This window comes from Leptolyngbya sp. AN02str (genome assembly GCF_050565595.1).
GTDB lineage: Bacteria > Cyanobacteriota > Cyanobacteriia > Elainellales > Elainellaceae > Kaiparowitsia.
Genome location: NZ_JBNXVR010000010.1, coordinates 64,463 through 82,392 on the forward strand (window position 1 = coordinate 64,463; position 17,930 = coordinate 82,392).

At 54.3% G+C, this 17,930-nt stretch carries 20 protein-coding genes; 9 read left to right on the forward strand and 11 right to left on the reverse strand.

Translation table 11 applies throughout. The features are described from left to right. Nucleotides 1–3: 3 nt before the first annotated feature. The gene (gene crtL, locus ACQ4M4_RS09915; protein ID WP_430684334.1) at nucleotides 4–1,236 is read right to left on the reverse strand and encodes a lycopene beta cyclase; all 1,233 of its coding nucleotides are present in this window, start codon (nucleotides 1,234–1,236) and stop codon (nucleotides 4–6) included. A gap of 462 nt (nucleotides 1,237–1,698) precedes the next feature. On the opposite strand from crtL, the gene ACQ4M4_RS09920 reads away from it, so the two are divergent. After that, nucleotides 1,699–2,163: a phosphate-starvation-inducible PsiE family protein gene (locus tag ACQ4M4_RS09920; RefSeq protein ID WP_430684335.1), complete on the forward strand. Its 465-nt coding sequence runs from the start codon at nucleotides 1,699–1,701 to the stop codon at nucleotides 2,161–2,163. Between the two features lie 98 nt (nucleotides 2,164–2,261). On the opposite strand, the gene ACQ4M4_RS09925 is transcribed toward ACQ4M4_RS09920, so the two are convergent. From ACQ4M4_RS09925 to ACQ4M4_RS09935, 3 genes are all read right to left on the reverse strand, one after another. After that, the gene (locus tag ACQ4M4_RS09925) at nucleotides 2,262–2,414 is read right to left on the reverse strand and encodes a hypothetical protein (RefSeq protein ID WP_430684336.1); all 153 of its coding nucleotides are present in this window, start codon (nucleotides 2,412–2,414) and stop codon (nucleotides 2,262–2,264) included. Nucleotides 2,415–2,568: 154 nt separating this feature from the next. Next, entirely contained in the window at nucleotides 2,569–2,781 is a 213-nt protein-coding gene (locus ACQ4M4_RS09930) for a glycogen debranching protein (RefSeq protein ID WP_430684337.1), read from the reverse strand. Between the two features lie 206 nt (nucleotides 2,782–2,987). Continuing rightward, a complete protein-coding gene (locus ACQ4M4_RS09935; protein ID WP_430684338.1) occupies nucleotides 2,988–3,524 on the reverse strand; it encodes an N-acetyltransferase family protein in 537 nt (178 codons plus the stop codon). A gap of 46 nt (nucleotides 3,525–3,570) precedes the next feature. Between ACQ4M4_RS09935 and ACQ4M4_RS09940 the strand changes: the two genes are divergently transcribed. Then, nucleotides 3,571–3,756, forward strand: coding sequence for a hypothetical protein (locus ACQ4M4_RS09940; RefSeq protein WP_430684339.1), 186 nt, complete (start codon nucleotides 3,571–3,573; stop codon nucleotides 3,754–3,756). Here ACQ4M4_RS09940 and ACQ4M4_RS09945 read toward each other — a convergent pair. Both ACQ4M4_RS09945 and ACQ4M4_RS09950 read right to left on the reverse strand, forming a co-directional pair. Next, nucleotides 3,709–4,968, reverse strand: a complete 1,260-nt coding sequence (locus tag ACQ4M4_RS09945) for an RNA polymerase sigma factor, RpoD/SigA family (protein ID WP_430684340.1) — start codon at nucleotides 4,966–4,968, stop codon at nucleotides 3,709–3,711. The genes ACQ4M4_RS09940 and ACQ4M4_RS09945 overlap by 48 nt on opposite strands. Before the next feature lie 943 nt (nucleotides 4,969–5,911). After that, entirely contained in the window at nucleotides 5,912–6,100 is a 189-nt protein-coding gene (locus ACQ4M4_RS09950; RefSeq protein WP_430684341.1) for a hypothetical protein, read from the reverse strand. Between the two features lie 108 nt (nucleotides 6,101–6,208). Here ACQ4M4_RS09950 and priA point away from each other — a divergent pair, with 108 nt between their 5' ends. The 4 genes from priA (at nucleotide 6,209) to arsS (ending at nucleotide 11,834) form a co-directional block, all read left to right on the forward strand. Beyond that, nucleotides 6,209–8,827, forward strand: a complete 2,619-nt coding sequence (priA, locus tag ACQ4M4_RS09955) for a primosomal protein N' (RefSeq protein ID WP_430684342.1) — start codon at nucleotides 6,209–6,211, stop codon at nucleotides 8,825–8,827. 93 nt (nucleotides 8,828–8,920) lie between these two features. After that, nucleotides 8,921–9,340: a hypothetical protein gene (locus tag ACQ4M4_RS09960; RefSeq protein WP_430684343.1), complete on the forward strand. Its 420-nt coding sequence runs from the start codon at nucleotides 8,921–8,923 to the stop codon at nucleotides 9,338–9,340. Nucleotides 9,341–9,490: 150 nt separating this feature from the next. Beyond that, nucleotides 9,491–10,591, forward strand: a complete 1,101-nt coding sequence (locus ACQ4M4_RS09965) for a zinc-dependent dehydrogenase (RefSeq protein ID WP_430684344.1) — start codon at nucleotides 9,491–9,493, stop codon at nucleotides 10,589–10,591. A 115-nt stretch (nucleotides 10,592–10,706) separates the two neighbouring features. After that, entirely contained in the window at nucleotides 10,707–11,834 is a 1,128-nt protein-coding gene (gene arsS, locus ACQ4M4_RS09970; RefSeq protein ID WP_430684345.1) for an arsenosugar biosynthesis radical SAM (seleno)protein ArsS, read from the forward strand. 23 nt (nucleotides 11,835–11,857) lie between these two features. On the opposite strand, the gene ACQ4M4_RS09975 is transcribed toward arsS, so the two are convergent. The 3 genes from ACQ4M4_RS09975 to ACQ4M4_RS09985 form a co-directional block, all read right to left on the reverse strand. Continuing rightward, a complete protein-coding gene (locus ACQ4M4_RS09975) occupies nucleotides 11,858–12,454 on the reverse strand; it encodes a DUF2808 domain-containing protein (RefSeq protein ID WP_430684346.1) in 597 nt (198 codons plus the stop codon). Between the two features lie 134 nt (nucleotides 12,455–12,588). Then, entirely contained in the window at nucleotides 12,589–12,948 is a 360-nt protein-coding gene (locus tag ACQ4M4_RS09980; RefSeq protein WP_430684347.1) for a double zinc ribbon domain-containing protein, read from the reverse strand. 81 nt (nucleotides 12,949–13,029) lie between these two features. After that, nucleotides 13,030–13,338, reverse strand: a complete 309-nt coding sequence (locus tag ACQ4M4_RS09985; RefSeq protein ID WP_430684348.1) for a TIGR03792 family protein — start codon at nucleotides 13,336–13,338, stop codon at nucleotides 13,030–13,032. 469 nt (nucleotides 13,339–13,807) lie between these two features. On the opposite strand from ACQ4M4_RS09985, the gene ACQ4M4_RS09990 reads away from it, so the two are divergent. Both ACQ4M4_RS09990 and ACQ4M4_RS09995 read left to right on the forward strand, forming a co-directional pair. Continuing rightward, entirely contained in the window at nucleotides 13,808–14,128 is a 321-nt protein-coding gene (locus ACQ4M4_RS09990) for a phasin family protein (RefSeq protein ID WP_430684349.1), read from the forward strand. Nucleotides 14,129–14,243: 115 nt separating this feature from the next. Next, a complete protein-coding gene (locus tag ACQ4M4_RS09995) occupies nucleotides 14,244–14,819 on the forward strand; it encodes an FKBP-type peptidyl-prolyl cis-trans isomerase (RefSeq protein WP_430684350.1) in 576 nt (191 codons plus the stop codon). A gap of 116 nt (nucleotides 14,820–14,935) precedes the next feature. On the opposite strand, the gene ACQ4M4_RS10000 is transcribed toward ACQ4M4_RS09995, so the two are convergent. Beyond that, nucleotides 14,936–15,064 carry a hypothetical protein gene (locus ACQ4M4_RS10000; protein ID WP_430684351.1) on the reverse strand — a complete coding sequence of 43 codons (129 nt, stop codon included), beginning with the start codon at nucleotides 15,062–15,064 and terminating at the stop codon, nucleotides 14,936–14,938. 40 nt (nucleotides 15,065–15,104) lie between these two features. Between ACQ4M4_RS10000 and mnmA the strand changes: the two genes are divergently transcribed. After that, the gene (gene mnmA / locus ACQ4M4_RS10005; protein WP_430684352.1) at nucleotides 15,105–16,199 is read left to right on the forward strand and encodes a tRNA 2-thiouridine(34) synthase MnmA; all 1,095 of its coding nucleotides are present in this window, start codon (nucleotides 15,105–15,107) and stop codon (nucleotides 16,197–16,199) included. Nucleotides 16,200–16,282: 83 nt separating this feature from the next. Here mnmA and ACQ4M4_RS10010 read toward each other — a convergent pair whose 3' ends face one another. Further along, nucleotides 16,283–17,734, reverse strand: a complete 1,452-nt coding sequence (locus ACQ4M4_RS10010; RefSeq protein WP_430684353.1) for a GTP-binding protein — start codon at nucleotides 17,732–17,734, stop codon at nucleotides 16,283–16,285. Between the last annotated feature and the right edge of the window lie 196 nt (nucleotides 17,735–17,930).

Below are 17,930 nucleotides of genomic sequence, written 5' to 3' on the forward strand. Positions count from 1 at the left end.
CTATCACTTGGCAGCCACCAGCGCTTGCCAAAGGAGCGATCGCTCTGCCCAAGCAGACCGCAAAAACTCCTTGCGCACATCGTTGGTGGTTTTGCCAAACAGCAAAATCATGGCCTGGATCAATTCCGGCATCGACAGCGTATCCGCCAAAAAGCCCGACCACTGGGTCAACGACAAGTGGAAAAATGAGGCAAAGAACTGATGTATCTGCGCTTCCTCAAACTGCATCAAATTCTCTAGCCCAAACAGATACAGATCTCGCTTGCGCAGCCGTTCCGACGGCCACAACGCCCGCCACGCCACACGAGACAACTCCTGAGGAGAGTCAGTCGATGGGAGCGATTGGGCGATCGCATCGGCCAGCCCAGGAGCACGCCGCAGCAGCGAGCCCACCATATAGCCCGAGGCCGGGTGCACCATGCTGGCCGCACCACCAAACCCCACCGCCGGTTGCTCAAATGTCGGCATCGGCACATTCATGGGAAACAGGCAGCGCTCTACGTGATGTTCTTCCAAAACCCGAATGTTGTAAAACGCCAACCGCTGATGTAACCGCCGCTCCAACACATCAAAGGGAATTGCAGGATAGTTGGCCAGAGACGTTTCTTCCACAAAAAAGATGCCATCTCCCAAATCCATCGCATACAAAAACGTTGGAGGCTCTTGTCGCTCACTGTCTGTCAGATGATCGGAGCGAAAATCCATAAAGACAAACTGGTGAGGCGCAATCGGCGGCGATGAAAAGCGCCCCACAATGCCATAGGCCGCTTGAAATGCGATATCGGATTTGTGGTCGCGCTGCACCAATGCGGGGAAGTGGCCGCTGGTATCAATCACGATTTTGGCGTTGAGCTGAGTTCCATCGGTGGTGGTGACACAGGTATGGGTGGCATCTTGCGTGATGTTGGCCGCTTTGCCCCGATGCCATACCATGTGGCCTTGCTGACATTGAGCCAAAAAGTGCGATCGCATCTTCTCTTTATCAAGCAACCCGTATTCGCGCGGGAGTTCTAACCTTTTTGGCCCCGCGTACATGACGCAATCTTTCCAACGATGGCTAAGCAGCTGCGTAAGCCCCAACGGTTCTAGCTCATCTACCCAAATGCCATAGGTATTGGGCCAAGATTCATTGGGATCGGTGGGGGTTAAGCCGTGAACACACAGGCCGCGATCGCACAGAGCCGCTGCAATGATTACCCCTGCTGGGCCAGAGCCAATTACGAGCGCATCCACCATCTTCACTCATCCAAAAACGTCACAGCACAGCCCAAACCCTGTTGTATGAGCTCGTGCAGCCCAGATACACGATAGTTGTATTGAGCCTATTTTCAAGTCTACCGCTGTGGTTGTCCTCCAGGCTTATGTGCAGCAAAACTGGGAGGCCAGATGATGGGGCGATCGCCCCTTGTCAATCAACGATAAAAAGCTCAAGAGCCCTGACCGGACAGGATGTTCAGCCTCCAATCCAGCTCAACCAGCAGAGGCAAATCTGTGATCACACCCAGGCAAGCCGCTCAGTGGCCGCCGGGAGTGATCACTCCATTAGGGAATTTGGAACCCGTGCCAGAGGTTGACCGTTGCGTTCAGCCAATTTCTGGGTCACCCTCTATCGCATCTAAAGAAAAGAATATCGATTTGAATGCAGACGCACTGAACGTTAGCCGATAAGCTATTGGGGGGAAAGAGTGCACTAGGGATATGAGATCGCGAAATTTTTGGTCTAGGTTATGGTCATCCTTTAGTAGCGATGAGTCGTTTTCCAACGGTTTAAAGCATCTAGAAACTTTATTTGCCAAGGCTTTGTCTGTGGCCATGATCGTCGTCATTATTGTGGCGATTGTCGATCTGGGTCGGTTTCTGCTCCAAGAATTGAGCTCAGAACCCTATGGCTTCTTTTCCACCACTCTCATTGAAATTTTTGGGCTGTTTCTGAACGTCCTGATTGCGATGGAGGTTTTAGAAAATATCACCGCTTACCTAAAAAAGCATGTTGTGCAGGTAGAACTGGTGATTGTGACCTCGCTCATTGCCGTCGCCCGAAAAATTATTATCTTCGATTCCAAACAGGCAACTGGACTAGAACTGATTGGCCTTGGGGTGGCGATTTTGTCCCTTGCCATTAGCTATTGGATTGTGCGACGCGCCAACCGGGACCAGAACTAATGAGGATGGTGCCCGCATCCAGTAGGTTCTAGTAGGTTACAGATGATTGATATCGCGGAGACGGGAAAAGCCTCCGCGATATCAATCATTTATTATGGCTACAACAGCGCCACGAGGGTTGCCAGAAGGGCAGGGTGCACTGTCAGGGGAGTGCGATCGCCCATGTTTTTGAGCCCTACCATTGCATGGGCTTTGACTCCAACCCAGCGATAAACAGGAGGACGTGGGCAGGTTTTGCGACCTTGCGACATACGAACCCACGATATCGTCCAAATATCTTTTGCAGGACTTACGCAAGCCCACTAAATCTGGTGTGTTGGTGTTGTGGGTAGGGTGACCCACAACACCAATGCGTAAGTCCAGTTCTAATGTGAAGTGGAGTCTCATCGAGGCCCCTAGAGTTGATTAGTCGAGTTTGAGAGCATTAACAGGAACGTCATCCCACGACTCGACGATGCGCATTCGGGCAACCCATCCCGATGCCTTTTGGTCGTCAGTCAGGTTGCTCTCGAATGAGTCATGACATGCTTCGGCCTGATCCTGATTGCAGCATGCGATACAGGTATACACCAACCCGGAGGGATCGATTTGCTCATTGACCCAAATGGTTCTCGGCATAGTATTCGCCATCATCCTAAAATCGCAAAACAAAATCGCAAAATGTTGCGGAGGTAAGCCGTGTGAAGGCTTATTTAAGCAGTTTACGGCGATCGCTCAGGGTTTGGCAGTAGAATGCAACATTCTTTGAGCGTTCTAATTTCGGGGCTGTTGGCGATTCTGGCATTCATCTAGCATTCGTCTGGTATTCATCCAGAAACCTGGGCCTATTTGGCCGTTGGGGCATGAGCAGCTAAGCGGGCGATCGCCTCCCCTGTCACGCGACAGGTATGCCATTCGGTCAGCACATCGGCTCCCATGCGTTGATAAAAGCCGATCGCCGGTTCGTTCCAGTCCAGCACACTCCACTCCACGCGACCGTAGCCCCGCTCCAGCGCAATTTTGCCCAGGTGGCTCAGCAGTGCTTTACCAATGCCCAACCCGCGATAACTGGGTTGCACAAATAAATCTTCTAAATACAAGCCACTCCGGGTGAGGAAGGTTGAGTAGTTGTTAAAAAAGAGCGCAAACCCAACAACGTTATCCTCTACTTCCGCCAAAATTGCTTCAACCAGGGGCCGCTGAATGGACCCGTTGGGATGGGTGTGGCTGGCTAGATGGGCGGCCAATTCTTCGGCGCTACCGGTCACTTCGTGGGTCAGCTTTTCATATTCAGCGAGTTCGTAGATCAGTCCAAATAGGGCAGGAGCGTCGGCTGGTGTGGCAGAGCGCAAGGTTACGGGCGAGGTTGCGAGCTGAGTCATACAAATTTTGGAGGAACAAAAGATCTAGAGAAACAATGACCGCTTGATGGCTGCGGTTCCAGAGCCCCAGTCTAACGGACAAGCGATCGCCCCATCTATCGATTCGCTCAATCAAAAAGATGCAAGCGATCGCTTGCATCTCCAACGTCCAAGCCCCTCAAGTGCTGGCCCTCGGCCCCAACTGCTAACGCAGCCAGCTGCGCAGTCGAGCCGCAACCTGGGGCCGCCGTAGCTTGCGCATTGCCTTAGTTTGAATTTGGCGAACCCGCTCACGCGACAAATTGAACAGACCACCCACCTCTTCCAACGTGTGAGTTTCGCCCGTGACTAATCCGTAACGCAAGGCAATAATGTCTTTTTCGCGCTCTGTCAGCACATCGCTCAGCACGGTGTAAATTTCCTGGCGCATCATCGCCTCGCCTAGCTGCACTTCGGGCGATCGCGTGCTCTGGTCTTCCAGCAACTCCATCAGTTCAGTGTCTTCACCTTTGCCCACACGGTGGTTGAGCGAGAGCGATCGCCGCCGCACTTGCTGCAAGTTGCGCAGTTGGTCAAGCGGCATATCCAGCGCCTTGGCCATTTCCTCTTCCGTCGGGTTGCGGTTCAGCTCACGCCGCAGTTCTCGATGCGCCTTCTTCAGCTTGTTGAGCTTCTCCACAATATGAATCGGGAGCCGAATGGTGCGCGCATCGTTGGCAATGGTGCGGGTAATTCCCTGACGAATCCACCAGTACGCATAGGTGGAAAACTTATAGCCCTTATCAGGGTCAAATTTTTCGGTGGCGCGATTCAGCCCCAATGCCCCTTCTTGAATCAAATCCAGGAACGGTACCCCCCGATTGAGGTAGCGCTTGGCAATGGAAACCACCAACCGCAAATTTGAGCGAATCATTTTGCGCTTAGCGGTGCGGCTGCGGTGCAGCTTTTGATCGAGCTGGCGCTCGGTCAAGTGAAGGGCAGCCGCAATATCTGCCTTGGTGGGAATGCGACTCAGCTCTTTGCGCAGGCGATCGCGCAGGTGATCCACCGCCACCAAAAACTTCACCTCTCGCGCCAGCTCAATTTCCTCACCCGGACGCAGCAGAGGATAGCGGGCCATTTCCTTAAAGAAGGCTCCTACCGCATCATCCGAAGCGGTTTTGCGATAGCCAGGAGAATAGCTAGCCGCAAGTTCCTCAATCTCATCCACCACATCTGGATCGGGCTCTTCCGATGACTCCACCGCGGATGAGTCCGACACCATATCTTCTAATAAATCAATTTCGTCGGCCCCAGTTTCCATTTCATCAAGGTCGCGATCGCTCAATCCCAAATCGGCCTCATGAAATCCATCCGGCTCAAAGAACGGATCTACCGGAGCCGCAACGCCAGCAAAGTCACTCACGGCATCCATCGTTAAGCTGTAATCTACCTGTTCAGAATTGTCATGAAATCGCGCTGTCATAGGTCGGGCCAAGAGGGTGGGACTGAGTGGAGAAGCCTGTGGAAAACTGGCGAGTTTAAACTCTAATTCAAGATAATTCGCCGAATAGAGTTGAAAGGCTATGAAATCTTTTGTGAAAAACTAATAAGTCAGGCAAGTTTTGCCATATTTCAGAAATACCAAATACTTTATAGAATGCTTTTTACCTTTTAGCAAACCCTTCAGAGAAAATTATGGAAATGCCTTACACACCCTAAGTGAAATCAAGGATCCCACCCGTCGATCTGGTTACCTGTGGTTTCGATCTTTGACTGATCAACTGCTGTTGATCTGCCAGCAACCCTTTCAGCATTTCCTCCGCTACCGCTCCGATCTCATGAAAAAAATCCGGGTCGAGATCAATCCATAGATTCAGAATGAGGTTCGCGGTTGATTGGGCGACCGATTGATGGATGAGTCGGTGAATGGATGATGCGATCGCCATCATTTCCTAAAAGCGATCTCCCTCAGATTCTCTTCAGATCAGAAATCGCGAGTGCGGCTCCAACCAAGATGAGATGACGAAGACTTTACTACAGCAATCCCAAATTTCAAGGAACTTGTACCATTCCTTAACGTAAATCCATCACGAATGAAAACAAGCCACGATCAAGCAGGATGATTCGAGAAAGTTTTTGGGGTTATAGCTTGGTCATCTATCGATGCGATCGATCAATTTCTTTTGTTCGAGCCATTTAGAAACAAGACGGTTCGCTCTGGCAAAATGATGCCGAGTCAGGCTAGATCTGGGTGAGATGACTTGTCTTTAAACTGCTAGAAGCTTGTCTGAGCCGACTTTTTGTCCCGATGTGATGGATCATCATCGGGCAGATTTAAACGTGGTTTGGCCAGCCGATCGCCCCGAATCGGTTCCTGAATCGATCAATCAAACTTGAGACCTTCGAGAAAAGGGGGGCGAGTGATGTCATAAACCGACCTGACTAAACAGATTGATGTCTTGTGAAATTGCCGCCTCTTTCACGCAATCCCGCTCGAACAAAAGTCTGCCCAAAGGCGTAGAAAGTCCGTTGCTAGCAGTCGGCTTCCAGGAAGCATGATTTTGAGGCTGATGGGCTGCTGGATCGTCTGGAGGCTGCACCTGCCGAGCAGCCATCACCCAACACAGATGAAGGGTGGTTCTGGATAAGCCGAAGCACCCGCTAAACTAGGAAAGATCCGGCCGATTTCAGGGTTTGGCCAATGCTCTCGCGCGTTGCACAAGTTGCACATCGTAATTAAGGACACAATGGTGGCGATCGCAGATGGGTTTCAGCAATTGGCCAACCACGCAGCAGAACCAACAGGCCATTGGAGTGCTCAGCCAACCTGGATTGAGGTATTAGTCGATTGTGTTGGCGCACAAGGGCCTTATACCTACCGAGTACCGCCGGAGCTGGCGATCGCCCCAGGAGATATTGTGAGCGTGCCGTTTGGGGCGCAGCAGGTGGGCGGTCTGGTGCTGCAATATTGCCCAACGCTGCCGCCAACCCTAGATCCAACCACGATTCGTCCGGTTGAGGCCCTTGTGATGCGCGGCTTCTTTCCCTCCGGATACTGGGAGGTGTTACAGCGGGTTGCGGCCTACTACTGCACCCCGCTCATGCTGGTGGTTAAGGCAGCCCTACCTCCGGGCCTATTAGGGCGATCGCAGCGTCGAATTCGCCTGACCGAGTTGGCGCCCCCTGCCAACCCTGACTCCCTCCTGGCACTGACCCCGGCTGCAGGGCAGGTGTTGCAGTTACTTCAGCGCAGCAAAACGGGGCACTACACCTGGCAATATATCCAGCGGCAGGTGCGCGGCGCGGCAGCGGCATTGCGACAATTGCAGCAGTTGGGCTGGGTCGAGAGCTATTTAGAACCACCAACTCCGGTACGGCCCAAACAGCGGCAGGCCGTCACGTTGGTGCAGGCGGGCGTTCCTCTAGAGCTGAGCGATCGCCAACGCGAAGTGGTGGACGTACTGCGCCGTCGCGGTGGCGAGCTGTGGCTACAAGAGCTGTTGCAAACATGCCGAGTTAGCTCTAGCCTGATCAAGACCCTGGAACAGAAGGGCGCAGTGGTGGTGCAACCGCGAGAGGTGCTGCGCATGGAGGCCACTCCCACGACCGCGGCCTCTTCGCCGCCCCGTGGGCTCACCTTGGCTCAGCAACAGGCAGTGGATGCGATCGCCCAGGCTCAGGGCCACCAGGCGTTTTTGCTCCATGGCGTTACCGGATCAGGCAAAACAGAGGTGTATCTGCAAGCGATCGCTCCCGTGCTGCAACAGGGAAGATCGGCCCTGGTCTTGGTGCCCGAAATTGGCCTCACGCCCCAGCTCACCGACCGATTTCGGGCGCGGTTTGGGCAGCGGGTGCTGGTGTACCACAGTGCCCTCTCCGATGGGGAACGTTACGATACCTGGCGGCACATGCTAGAGGGTTCCCCTCGCATTGTGATTGGCACCCGGTCGGCGGTGTTTGCGCCCCTGCGTGACGTAGGGCTAATCATCCTTGATGAGGAACACGACAGTAGCTTTAAGCAAGATCAGCCTGCGCCCACGTACCACGCTCGCACGGTAGCCCAGTGGCGAGCCGAGCGGGCCGATTGTCCATTGGTGTTGGGGTCTGCAACACCCGCCTTAGAAACCTGGATGCAGGCCCATCCCAATGCAGTGAATCTGGCAGCGGTGAATCTGGCAGCGGTGAATCTGGCAATCGAGGATTCACAAAACCATCCAACCCCCACACCGCTGCCATCTGCCGAGGGGAGACTTCAGTACCTATCGCTCCCCGATCGCATTCACGCGCGCCCGTTGCCCCCGATCGAAACCGTGGATATGAGGCAGGAACTGCGACAGGGCAATCGCTCCATTTTTAGCCGGACGCTGCAAGAAGCCATTTTAGATTTGCGCGATCGCCAGCAGCAGGGCATTTTATTCATCCATCGACGCGGCCACAGCACGTTTGTCTCCTGTCGAGACTGCGGCCATGTCATGCTGTGCCCCCACTGCGATATTTCCCTCACCTATCACCAGGTGCAGGCGGATGGTACCGCCTCGCTGCGATGCCACTACTGCGGCTTTTGGCAGCCCCATCCCAGGGAGTGTCCGGCTTGCGCATCGCCCTATCTCAAAAATTTTGGCAGTGGCACCCAGCGGGTGATGCAAGAACTCGCGCAGCAAGTCCCCGATTTACGCTGCATCCGGTTTGACAGCGACACCACTCGCCACAAGGGGGCACATCGCACGTTGCTCAGCCGCTTTGCCAATGGTGAGGCCGATCTGCTGGTGGGTACGCAAATGTTGGCCAAGGGCATCGATTTGCCCCAGGTGACGCTGGTGGGCATTGTTGCGGCAGATGGGTTGCTGTATCTGTCGGATTACCGCGCCGGGGAGCGGGCGTTTCAAACTTTGGTACAGGTGGCGGGTCGGGCTGGACGCGGCGAAGAACCCGGTCGGGTCATTTTGCAAACCTACACGCCCGAGCATCCGGTAATTGAAGCGGTACAGCGGCACGAATATGAACCCTTTGCCGCAACGGAACTCCAGCAGCGGGCCGAGCTAGGCTACCCACCCTTTAGCCACATGGCGGTCATTCGCCTCAGCAGTATGGATCTGGCAGCGGTGCGCGACGCGGCGATCGCCCTCAAAGCCCACATCACCCAGATCCTGCCCACCTGCGAGGTATTGGGACCCGCCCCAGCGGCGATCGCCCGTGTGGCGGGGCGCTACCGTTGGCACCTGCTGCTGAAGCGTTCCCTCACCGAGGGGACGGAGTGGGCGCTGGATCTGGCTGACCTGCGATCGCGCGTGCCCAACACCGTGGGCCTTAGCCTCGATATTGAGCCGCTGAATTTGCTGTAGCGTTCTGGCAGGCATGACTCTATTCTTCCGTCCTGCATTCACCACTTGCTCGAATGGGAATGCTGAAACCATGTTTTGAGGAGGGGATGGGCGATGCAAACATGGGTTGCACCGATGGCGGTGCGTCGAGGATTGACGCTGGTGCATTGGGGATTAGCTGTCATGCCCACTCTGTTTTTGATAGGGCTGGTGGGCATGACAGCGCGGGCAGCTCAGATTTTGGGCCAATTCCCTCAAGCCTATATCAACGACCCGTACCTGTTTGGGCAGGATGACCCGACCTACTACAGGTGGGTAGAGTTTGCAGGCATAGGGTTCGGCCTAATGCTGCTGAGTTGGCTGCCGTGGTGTATCTTGACGGCGCTCACGCTGCTGTTTCACTGGCGCTATTGGAGCAAAACGGAACCGAAGGCGATCGCGCTTTATCGCTTTCTGCCCATTGCCATCTATGTATTGATGCATGTGATTATTTTGGTGGAACCCACCAATCGACTGGGCTGGTTCTTGGATTAACGTCCGCTTTGGATGCTGTTTGAGGGTTGGCGCAATGGGCCAACCCTCAAACAGCCATGAACGGATTAGACAAGGCAACGCCCCGTTTCTCGCAATTTCTGGCAATGGCAGGCGATAGAATCAATGGCAATAGCCAGAAAACAGTCAGCCGTGCACAGCAGAGAGGGGGCGATCGCAATGAAAGCGCAGGTATTTCGCGGGGTCAAGCAGCTCAGCTACGAAGACGTGCCCGTGCCAGAACTGGCCGAGGATGAGGTGCTAGTGCAGGTGCGCGTCGTCGGTCTGTGCCAGTCGGATATTAAAAAGATCCTGTATCCCCTATACGAGCCGCCGCGCATTTTTGGACATGAAACGGCGGGCGTGATTGCCCAGGTGGGCTCTGCCGTGCGGGATTGGCAGGTGGGCCAGCGGGTGGTGGTGCTGCACCACATTCCCTGTATGCACTGCGCCTACTGCCTCAACGAAAACTACTCCATGTGCGATGTGTACAAAAACATTTCCACCACGGCAGGGTTTGCGCCCAGCGGTGGCGGCTTTGCCGAGTATGTGAAGGTGCCGAGCCACATTGTGCAGCATGGCGGCCTGCTCGAAATTCCCGATGGGGTCACCTTTGAGCAGGCTAGCTTTGTGGAACCCACCAACTGCTGCCTCAAAGCGGTAAAAAAGGCGCAGGTGCAGCCAGGGCAAACCGTACTCGTCACCGGGGCGGGGCCAATCGGGCTCATGTTTGTGATGCTGGTGAAGTACTTTGGGGGGCGGGCGATCGCCACCGACCTGATTCCCTCTCGGCTGGAGAAAGCCAAACAGTTGGGAGCCGAAGCCGCCCTCAACGCGACCGATCCCGAGCTGACTGCCAAAATCCACGACCTCACCAATGGGCTGGGTGTGGATACCACGCTGCTCGCGGTTCCCAGTGCCAAAGCCTTTACTCAAGCGCTGGACTGCACCCGCAAAGGTGGAAAAATCCTGTTCTTTGCAGAGTTTCCCGATGAGGTGGAAATTCCCATCAATCCCAATATTCTCTATCGTCGCGAAATTGACCTGATCGGCAGCTACAGTTCTTCCTTCAAACTGCAAGCGCTCTCTGCCGATATTGTGTTCAATCGGCGCATTGATGTAGATAGCCTGGTGAGCGATCGCATTTCTCTACAAGACCTGCCCCTCGCCGTAGAACGCGCCGTCTCACCCACTCCCGACACCTTCAAAATCCTGATCTATCCTAACTCTTCAGCAAATCCTCATCTATCGTGAGAAAAGAGACCGTAGGCTATTAAAACTTGGCCGCCGCCGTGTGAGCCAGATTCATCCCCTGATTCTGGCTCTGCTTCATGGCGCTATCCCTCTGCCCTTAAGGAAACCGACGTTCATGTTTGAGACCGAGACCGGAAGCGCGATCGCCCAAAACCTGCACCTCACCACTCCTGAAGCTGGCCCCAAACCCACCACCTCGCTCTACCAGCGGCGATCGCCCCTCGTCGATCCCCAACAGCAGATCGCCAGCCTAGATGCCGTTGCGCTGCCGCCCAACCAGGGAGACTTTGCCGCTCGGATACAGCAGCAGGGATGGACCACCTTTCAACCCGCGCCGCTAGAGATTTTGCAAATCAACATTGGCAAGCTGTGCAACATGACCTGCCGCCACTGCCATGTCGATGCTGGCCCCGATCGTCGCGAAATGATGGATCGCGAAACCGTAGACGCCTGCTTACGAGCGCTAGATTTAACCACGGCTCACACCGTCGATATCACGGGTGGTGCACCCGAGCTTAATCCGCACTTTCGCTACTTAGTGGATGAATGCGTTCGTCGCGGTGTTCACGTGATTGATCGCTGCAACCTGACAGTGCTGCTACTACCCACCCTGCAAGACCTGCCGGAATGGTTCGCTGAGCGTGGCGTAGAAGTGGTGTGCTCCTTGCCTCACTACCGCAAGTTCAATACCGACTCCCAGCGAGGCAGCGGCACGTTTGAAAAATCGATTGAAGCGCTCAAGCGGCTGAATGCGGCTGGATACGGTCAGGGCGATCCCCAGCGACGACTAACGCTGATGTCTAATCCCACGGGGGCGTTCTTGGCCAGCGGTCAGCAAAAGCTAGAGGCAGAATGGAAAGCCGGACTCGCCAAAAACCATGGCGTCACCTTCGATCGCTTGATTTGCCTCAACAACATGCCCATTTCTCGCTTTTTGGAATGGTTGCAAGAGTCGGGCAATTTGGACGCGTATATGGAACGACTGGTGAATGCCTTTAATCCCAGTACGATCGCCGGAGTCATGTGCCGCAACACCATCTCAGTATCGTGGGATGGTCGTTTGTTTGATTGCGACTTTAACCAAATGCTGGAGCTAGAAGTGCAGTTGCCCAACCAAACCCATCCCCACATTCGCGACTTCAACCCCGACGCCCTAGCTCAGCGGCACATTGTAACGGCGCGGCACTGCTTTGGTTGTACGGCGGGTGCTGGCAGTTCCTGTGGGGGTGCGATCGCCGAGTAGGTTGGGAGCGATCGCACTCAGCTTTAATCCCACCAGCGATAGTTCAGGATAAACACATCGCTGGGATCATTGATTTGAATGCGGGCAGTGCCAAGGGGTTGACCATGGGCAAGCTCACCCGCAGGAAAGCCAAGCACACGATACAGGTAAGTGCCGCCCGCTTGAGGATTGCGCCGTGGCCGTAACCCAACAGTCACGGTTGTTCCCGGCTCAACTGGCGGATCAAATGCAACCTCAATGGTGCGAGTCTCTTCATCGACGGTGACATCGCGCAGGGAAATGTCATCGCCGCGATCGCGCCACGTTCCCTCAAATGCAACCGTTGCATCAGTACGGAACCGAATGCGCTGTGGCCCTACCCAACTGTTGGGAGAGGTGAGGGTAAGTTTGCCCAAGGGTTCTCCCGCATTCTCTGGCAGTTCAACCGTGAAGTAGTAGGTTGCTCCTGCAATGGATGGGGTGCGGCTGCTTGTCGCGGCATCCAGCAAGCGGGGTGCGTGCTCAAAGTAAACTGTGCCATCTGCCAGCTGAATGGCCTGAGTCTTGAACGGGGCGTGGAGAATGCTCAACGCGGCAACGAGTCCCAATCCCAGTCCTGCGGCTCTGCTTCTGTGCATCATGACCTCCTATCAATGGGTGTGATGAACGAATGAATACCAATAACGTGGAATAAAAGGGCGATCTCTTCAATCCCGTGGTGTCGCCATAAATTGGCCTTCAGGAACTGAGGCAATGCCCCGCAGCAGGGCAGGGGCTAGCGCTGAGAAAGCGCGATCGCCAAGCTCACAATGACTAAGCCAGCCAAAATCATCAGCGTCTTGTGCCGATGGAGCCAGAGGCTGAGAGTGCTGGCTGAACCGCGCTGCTTCACAGCGGGCGCAACGCTCATCGCTTCTACATCACGATATAGGGTACATTCCTTGGCCTGAGGCCGTTTGGGAAAATTGCAAGTGTCATCCAGGTGGTAAACGCAGGATGGACACAAGTATGGATGCGTTGTGGCTCGATACAGCGGCATTCCGGGATGACCGTAGGCCTTGAGTGGAGTGCGGCAATGGGGACAGGCGATCGCCTGCACATCAACAGGCTGGTGACAGCGGGGACACTCAGACATAGCGAACCGGTGCAGCGTGCAGCATCTTCTCCTCTAGTCTAAACACTTCTTTCCATCCCTCGACTTGCCGCATCCAGAGCTTTACACATCCCCAAATTTACGAATTTGGTAGCGAGACGACTCCACCAATTCGTAGTTGCCCCCCACAGCTGCATCAAAGCGCGCTTCTGTTGCTTGCAGCACATCGTCGGGAATCGCCTGCCATTCTTCAAACGAAGCCCAGCGCACCGTCAACACTACTTCCGACAAATCATCGGGGCTGATCCACACCTCTTTTCCTAAAAAGCCTGGATATTGAGCTAATGTTTCGGTCCAAATTTCTGCGTCTTTTCGGATATAGGCTTCGCGCAACTCGGGATCAACCCGAACCCTCAAACACTCAATTTCCATGCGTCAAGTCACACTCTCAACATTTCGTAATATAGCGAAGGTTTATGAAGTTGCAATCGCCTCAATGGATAGATTTTTCTAGCCGGGGGTAAATAATGAGGTGCAGCACACCGCACACCATCCCTGAGCAGGTGAGGTTTTCTGCCCATGACCGAGCCAAGACGGAAAGAAGTGGATTTGCAACAATAGGGTTTGTACGTTAAAAACAACCTTTAAGATTGCAGTGATCAATCATCGCTAAACCATCGATAAAAAGAACGAGTACATGTCGTGAGCTTGCGCGCTCCGTGCGTCGTGTTGGTAGGTGGAATGAACGAGTGTATGCACACAGACAGCATGCAACGATATCTCCAAAACCAACTGGATGAATTGAATGGCGATTGCTCCAACCATGCTGCTTCGCCTATCGATATCGATAAGGTGCTGTAAAACGTCACGTTAGCCATCCCTCAATGTCGAGAACAACTCTATGAATAACGACGTATTGCGACAACTGCTCATGATCGGGATTGGAACCACGTCACTCGTTGCCGATAAAGTGCGAGAAGCCACCGATCAACTCGTTCGCGAGGGACGGCTCGATCCCGAACAGGCTAGCAAATTGGTCAACGACCTGATGCAACAGCTCAAAAATGACCAGTCCAGTGTCGAAGCTATCATTCAGCGTCAAATTCAAAACGTGATGCAGGATTTGGGAGTTCCACGCCAAAACGAAATGGACGAACTGCGGGGTAGACTCGATCGCCTAGAGCGCCAAGTGCGCGATCTGGAAAATAAACTGTGGCGATAGAAGGCTGTTTGGGCGATCGCATAAGGCGATAGACTAGACAAGAACACCCAAGATTGCGCTAGAGCAATTTGGCGTCATCTTAAATTTATTCATTAAAGTGTTGGGGATTGTTGCTGTGCGCGAGATTCTCATTAGCTTCGGCGTTATGGTGGTTTGCACGGTTCTGCTGATTGTGCTGCAAGTGACAGGCTCCAAATCGGAAGCCGTTGCTGGCAACCTGGCAAAAACGGCACCACTCCAGGCTCAGGTGGATCAGTCTCCTGAATCGACTTCGCTCCCAACCTTGGTGGCACAGGCCGCTGAACCCACTGACACGGAGATACCTGCTATGGAAGAAAGTCAACAGAATGTTGTAACGACCGACTCAGGTCTTAAGTATGTAGATTTGGTGGAAGGTACGGGTGCCCAGCCGCAAGCAGGGCAAACCGTGATTGTGCACTACACGGGTACCCTCGAAGATGGCACCACCTTCGATAGCTCTCGCACGCGCAATCAACCCTTTTCCTTTAAGCTGGGCGTGGGCCAAGTGATTCGCGGATGGGATGAGGGCCTTTCCACCATGCGCGTGGGCGGTCGTCGCCAGCTCATCATTCCCCCCGACTTGGGCTATGGCGCTCGGGGTGCGGGTGGCGTGATTCCTCCCAACGCTACGCTGGTCTTTGATGTGGAGCTGCTGCGAATTGGAGCCTAAAGTTTAGGATGCAGCTGTTTCGCAAGATTGTACGAATCGCTTAAATTGAATCTTGAGGAACTATGGGGAGTGGATTGCAACAGGCACCACTCCCCATGTTTTGTAACTGGCTCTTTTTAGCAGTTCACGTTCGGATTGTGTGCCTGGGCGATCGCCACTATCGCCAATTCGGTTCGCACAAAACCATACCCCATCCGTACCCCCAGCGCTACCGTTTGGTAGCCCCATTCCGTACCCAATGCCACGCACCGAGTTGCAAGTGCTAGCCTAGGATAGAATCTTTTTTTGCAAGCTAGAACAGCATCCCAAGACATGAACAAAGTCGTCGTTGGACTATCGGGCGGCGTAGATAGCTCGGTGGCCGCCGCAACCCTTCATCAGCAAGGATATGACGTAGTGGGCCTTACCCTTTGGTTAATGAAGGGTAAGGGACAGTGCTGCTCGGAAGGGATGGTGGATGCAACCCGGCTATGCGATGAGATGGGCGTACCGCACCACATTGTGGATACCCGCGATGTGTTTGAAAAATATATTGTGGACTATTTGGTGAGTGGCTATGGCGATGGTATTACGCCATTGCCTTGTTCGCAGTGCAACAAAGCGGTCAAGTTTGGCCCCATGCTGCGCTACTCCCAGGAAGAATTGGGCATCGATAAAATTGCGACGGGACACTATGCCCGCATTCAACAGGATTCGGCAACAGGTCGTTATCAACTGCTGCGGGCGATCGATCGCAGTAAGGATCAGTCCTATTTCTTGTACGACCTAGAGCAAGACATTCTGGCTCATACGCTGTTTCCGCTGGGTGACCAAACCAAGGTCGAAACGCGACGGATGGCGACGGAGTTTGGGCTGCACACGGCGGAAAAGCCTGAGAGCCAGGACTTGTGCTTGATTGAAGCCCATGGGTCGATGCAGGCGTTTTTGGATAAATTCTTAGCGCCTAAAGAGGGCGATATTGTGGATCAGGATGGGCGGGTGCTGGGTCGGCACACGGGCATTCACCACTACACGATTGGGCAACGCAAAGGATTGGGCATTGCGGCGGCAAATCCGCTCTATGTGATTGGCCTGGATGCGGGGCGCAACCAAGTGATTGTGGGCGATCGCACTGATATGCTGGTACCAGAGTTTTCGGTACAGCGAGTAAATTGGGTATCCATTGCGCCGCCTTCAACACCGATTCGGGCAGAGGTGCAGATCCGCTATCGGGCCACTCCAGTTGGGGCAACGGTTGCGCCGTTAGAGGGCAATCGCGCCCGCATTGTGTTTGATGAGCCGCAGTTTGGCGTCACTCCGGGACAGGCAGCTGTCTGGTATGACGGTGAGGTGGTGCTGGGTGGCGGCATTATTGAACGGCTAGAGAGCCATCCTGCTTAACCGCAGCACAGCGCTCTTTTCCCAGTTTCTCCCCAGAACGAAATTACCCCCGACTCCTGACTCCCTATCTACCATGGCGACCTTTAGCTCTTGGCTGAAATTTCGCGGCGGAGGCGGTAGAGGACGGTCTCTTCGTCCACTTGGGCAAGGATGTCTTGAATGGTGGTGTTGATGCCGTCTGGCCCCCAGGTGCAGCCTTGCTCCAGGTATACTTGGGCGGCTTTGCCAACGCGGTAGGAACCATAGCCGGCCAGCGTGGCTTGGGCGATCGCAGCGCTACTATAGGCCATAAAGCCGCTCACAGTGTCAAAAGCCGAGGCGATCGCAGAGGCACCTTTGCCAACACCCAACAGCAAGCCGCTGCCCAGTTCACCAAATAACAGGCTGCCAGAACTCCACACGATCGCATTCACGAGTTTGGTGGCTTCGTAGCGGGTCATGGGCAGACCGTAAAGTTTAGCCAACATGCGAATCATCACCACATCGGTAGCAAAGCCGCCCAGCAAATCCAAAACAGGAATGGGGTTGAGGGCGATCGCCGCAGCCTTCCACTTCGCAAACTGCCAAATCAAATCTTCAGCTTCAGCCTGTTGCAGCTTTATAGATTTGCGGGCAATAGACTGCTCGGCTTCTCGGGCCTGTCGCAGGGCATTCAAGGCCAGCAGCGACTTTCCTTCCTGGCTCAAGATGGCCATGAGCGATCGCTTCAGTTCATCAATCTGCGCAGGAGGCGACTCCCATTCATGGGTGATGCGGCCATCTTCCCATTCCACCCGCACCTGCAACGGCGAAGGTTCTGCAGCCACCATCACAATATCTTCTGGCTTGAAAAAGGGGCGCGTTTGGGTGCCACCGTTGGCAAACAACTCTTGTAGTTTGTGATAGATTGCCTGGCGATCGCGATCGGGATAGAGATCCATCTTGTTAAAAACCACCAGAATTGGCTTGTGCTCGGCCTGCAACTCCGATAGCGCATGATATTCCGTGCGGGTAATGTCGCCTGCTACAACAAACAAAATTAAATCGGCGGCGTGGGCCACATCTAGCGCCATCGCCGCCCGCGACTGTCCGCCCACTTCATCCAATCCCGGCGTGTCGATCAGCTCCACAGTAATCGGTTCGCCCAAGTCCAAGGACCAGTAAACCGACCGGGGATATTGGGTCACCCCGTTGATAGGGCCAGTGGGCAACACCTTTTGACCAATGAGCGCATTCACAACCGCAGACTTGCCCCGACTCACCAACCCAAATACCGCCACGCGCACCAAATTCGCATTCAGCTTGTCCAGCGCACTAGAAACTTGGTTTAATTCGGTCTTCAGTGCGGCTTGCAATTCGATGCCATTACTTTGACGCGGCGATCGCAGCAGTTGACGATAGCGGTTGACCACCTGCTTTAGGCTCGTTCGCGCCCGCTGGTAGTGAATGTCTTGCATCCCCAGAGGAATGATGCCGCCTGTGCCACCCACAGCACGGGTCACATCTGGTCGCGCAGCCTCGGGTCGATTCATCTCGCTCGATGCAGGATTTGCCATGTCAATGTTGGTCGTCCATCATTTCTATTGTTGCCGATCGCCGCCAGAAACGAGCGCGCGATCACCGAACTCAACCTCAATAGGACTGACGTACTTCATCCGAAGAACCAGGGGGTTGAATGATTTATAGAGCGCTAAGCGCTCTATAAATCATTCAACTGCGTAAGTCCGGCTCAAGTGGTTAGTTTTGACAGAC

Bases quoted from the DNA above. Each gene is read 5' to 3' on its own strand.
- crtL (WP_430684334.1), bottom strand. From the start codon at position 1,236: ATGGTGGATGCGCTCGTAATTGGCTCTGGCCCAGCAGGGGTAATCATT.
- ACQ4M4_RS09920 (WP_430684335.1), top strand. From the start codon at position 1,699: ATGAGATCGCGAAATTTTTGGTCTAGGTTATGGTCATCCTTTAGTAGC.
- ACQ4M4_RS09925 (WP_430684336.1), bottom strand. From the start codon at position 2,414: ATGTCGCAAGGTCGCAAAACCTGCCCACGTCCTCCTGTTTATCGCTGG.
- ACQ4M4_RS09930 (WP_430684337.1), bottom strand. From the start codon at position 2,781: ATGCCGAGAACCATTTGGGTCAATGAGCAAATCGATCCCTCCGGGTTG.
- ACQ4M4_RS09935 (WP_430684338.1), bottom strand. From the start codon at position 3,524: ATGACTCAGCTCGCAACCTCGCCCGTAACCTTGCGCTCTGCCACACCA.
- ACQ4M4_RS09940 (WP_430684339.1), top strand. From the start codon at position 3,571: ATGGCTGCGGTTCCAGAGCCCCAGTCTAACGGACAAGCGATCGCCCCA.
- ACQ4M4_RS09945 (WP_430684340.1), bottom strand. From the start codon at position 4,968: ATGACAGCGCGATTTCATGACAATTCTGAACAGGTAGATTACAGCTTA.
- ACQ4M4_RS09950 (WP_430684341.1), bottom strand. From the start codon at position 6,100: ATGGCTGCTCGGCAGGTGCAGCCTCCAGACGATCCAGCAGCCCATCAG.
- ACQ4M4_RS09960 (WP_430684343.1), top strand. From the start codon at position 8,921: ATGCAAACATGGGTTGCACCGATGGCGGTGCGTCGAGGATTGACGCTG.
- arsS (WP_430684345.1), top strand. From the start codon at position 10,707: ATGTTTGAGACCGAGACCGGAAGCGCGATCGCCCAAAACCTGCACCTC.
- ACQ4M4_RS09975 (WP_430684346.1), bottom strand. From the start codon at position 12,454: ATGATGCACAGAAGCAGAGCCGCAGGACTGGGATTGGGACTCGTTGCC.
- ACQ4M4_RS09980 (WP_430684347.1), bottom strand. From the start codon at position 12,948: ATGTCTGAGTGTCCCCGCTGTCACCAGCCTGTTGATGTGCAGGCGATC.
- ACQ4M4_RS09985 (WP_430684348.1), bottom strand. From the start codon at position 13,338: ATGGAAATTGAGTGTTTGAGGGTTCGGGTTGATCCCGAGTTGCGCGAA.
- ACQ4M4_RS09990 (WP_430684349.1), top strand. From the start codon at position 13,808: ATGAATAACGACGTATTGCGACAACTGCTCATGATCGGGATTGGAACC.
- ACQ4M4_RS10010 (WP_430684353.1), bottom strand. From the start codon at position 17,734: ATGGCAAATCCTGCATCGAGCGAGATGAATCGACCCGAGGCTGCGCGA.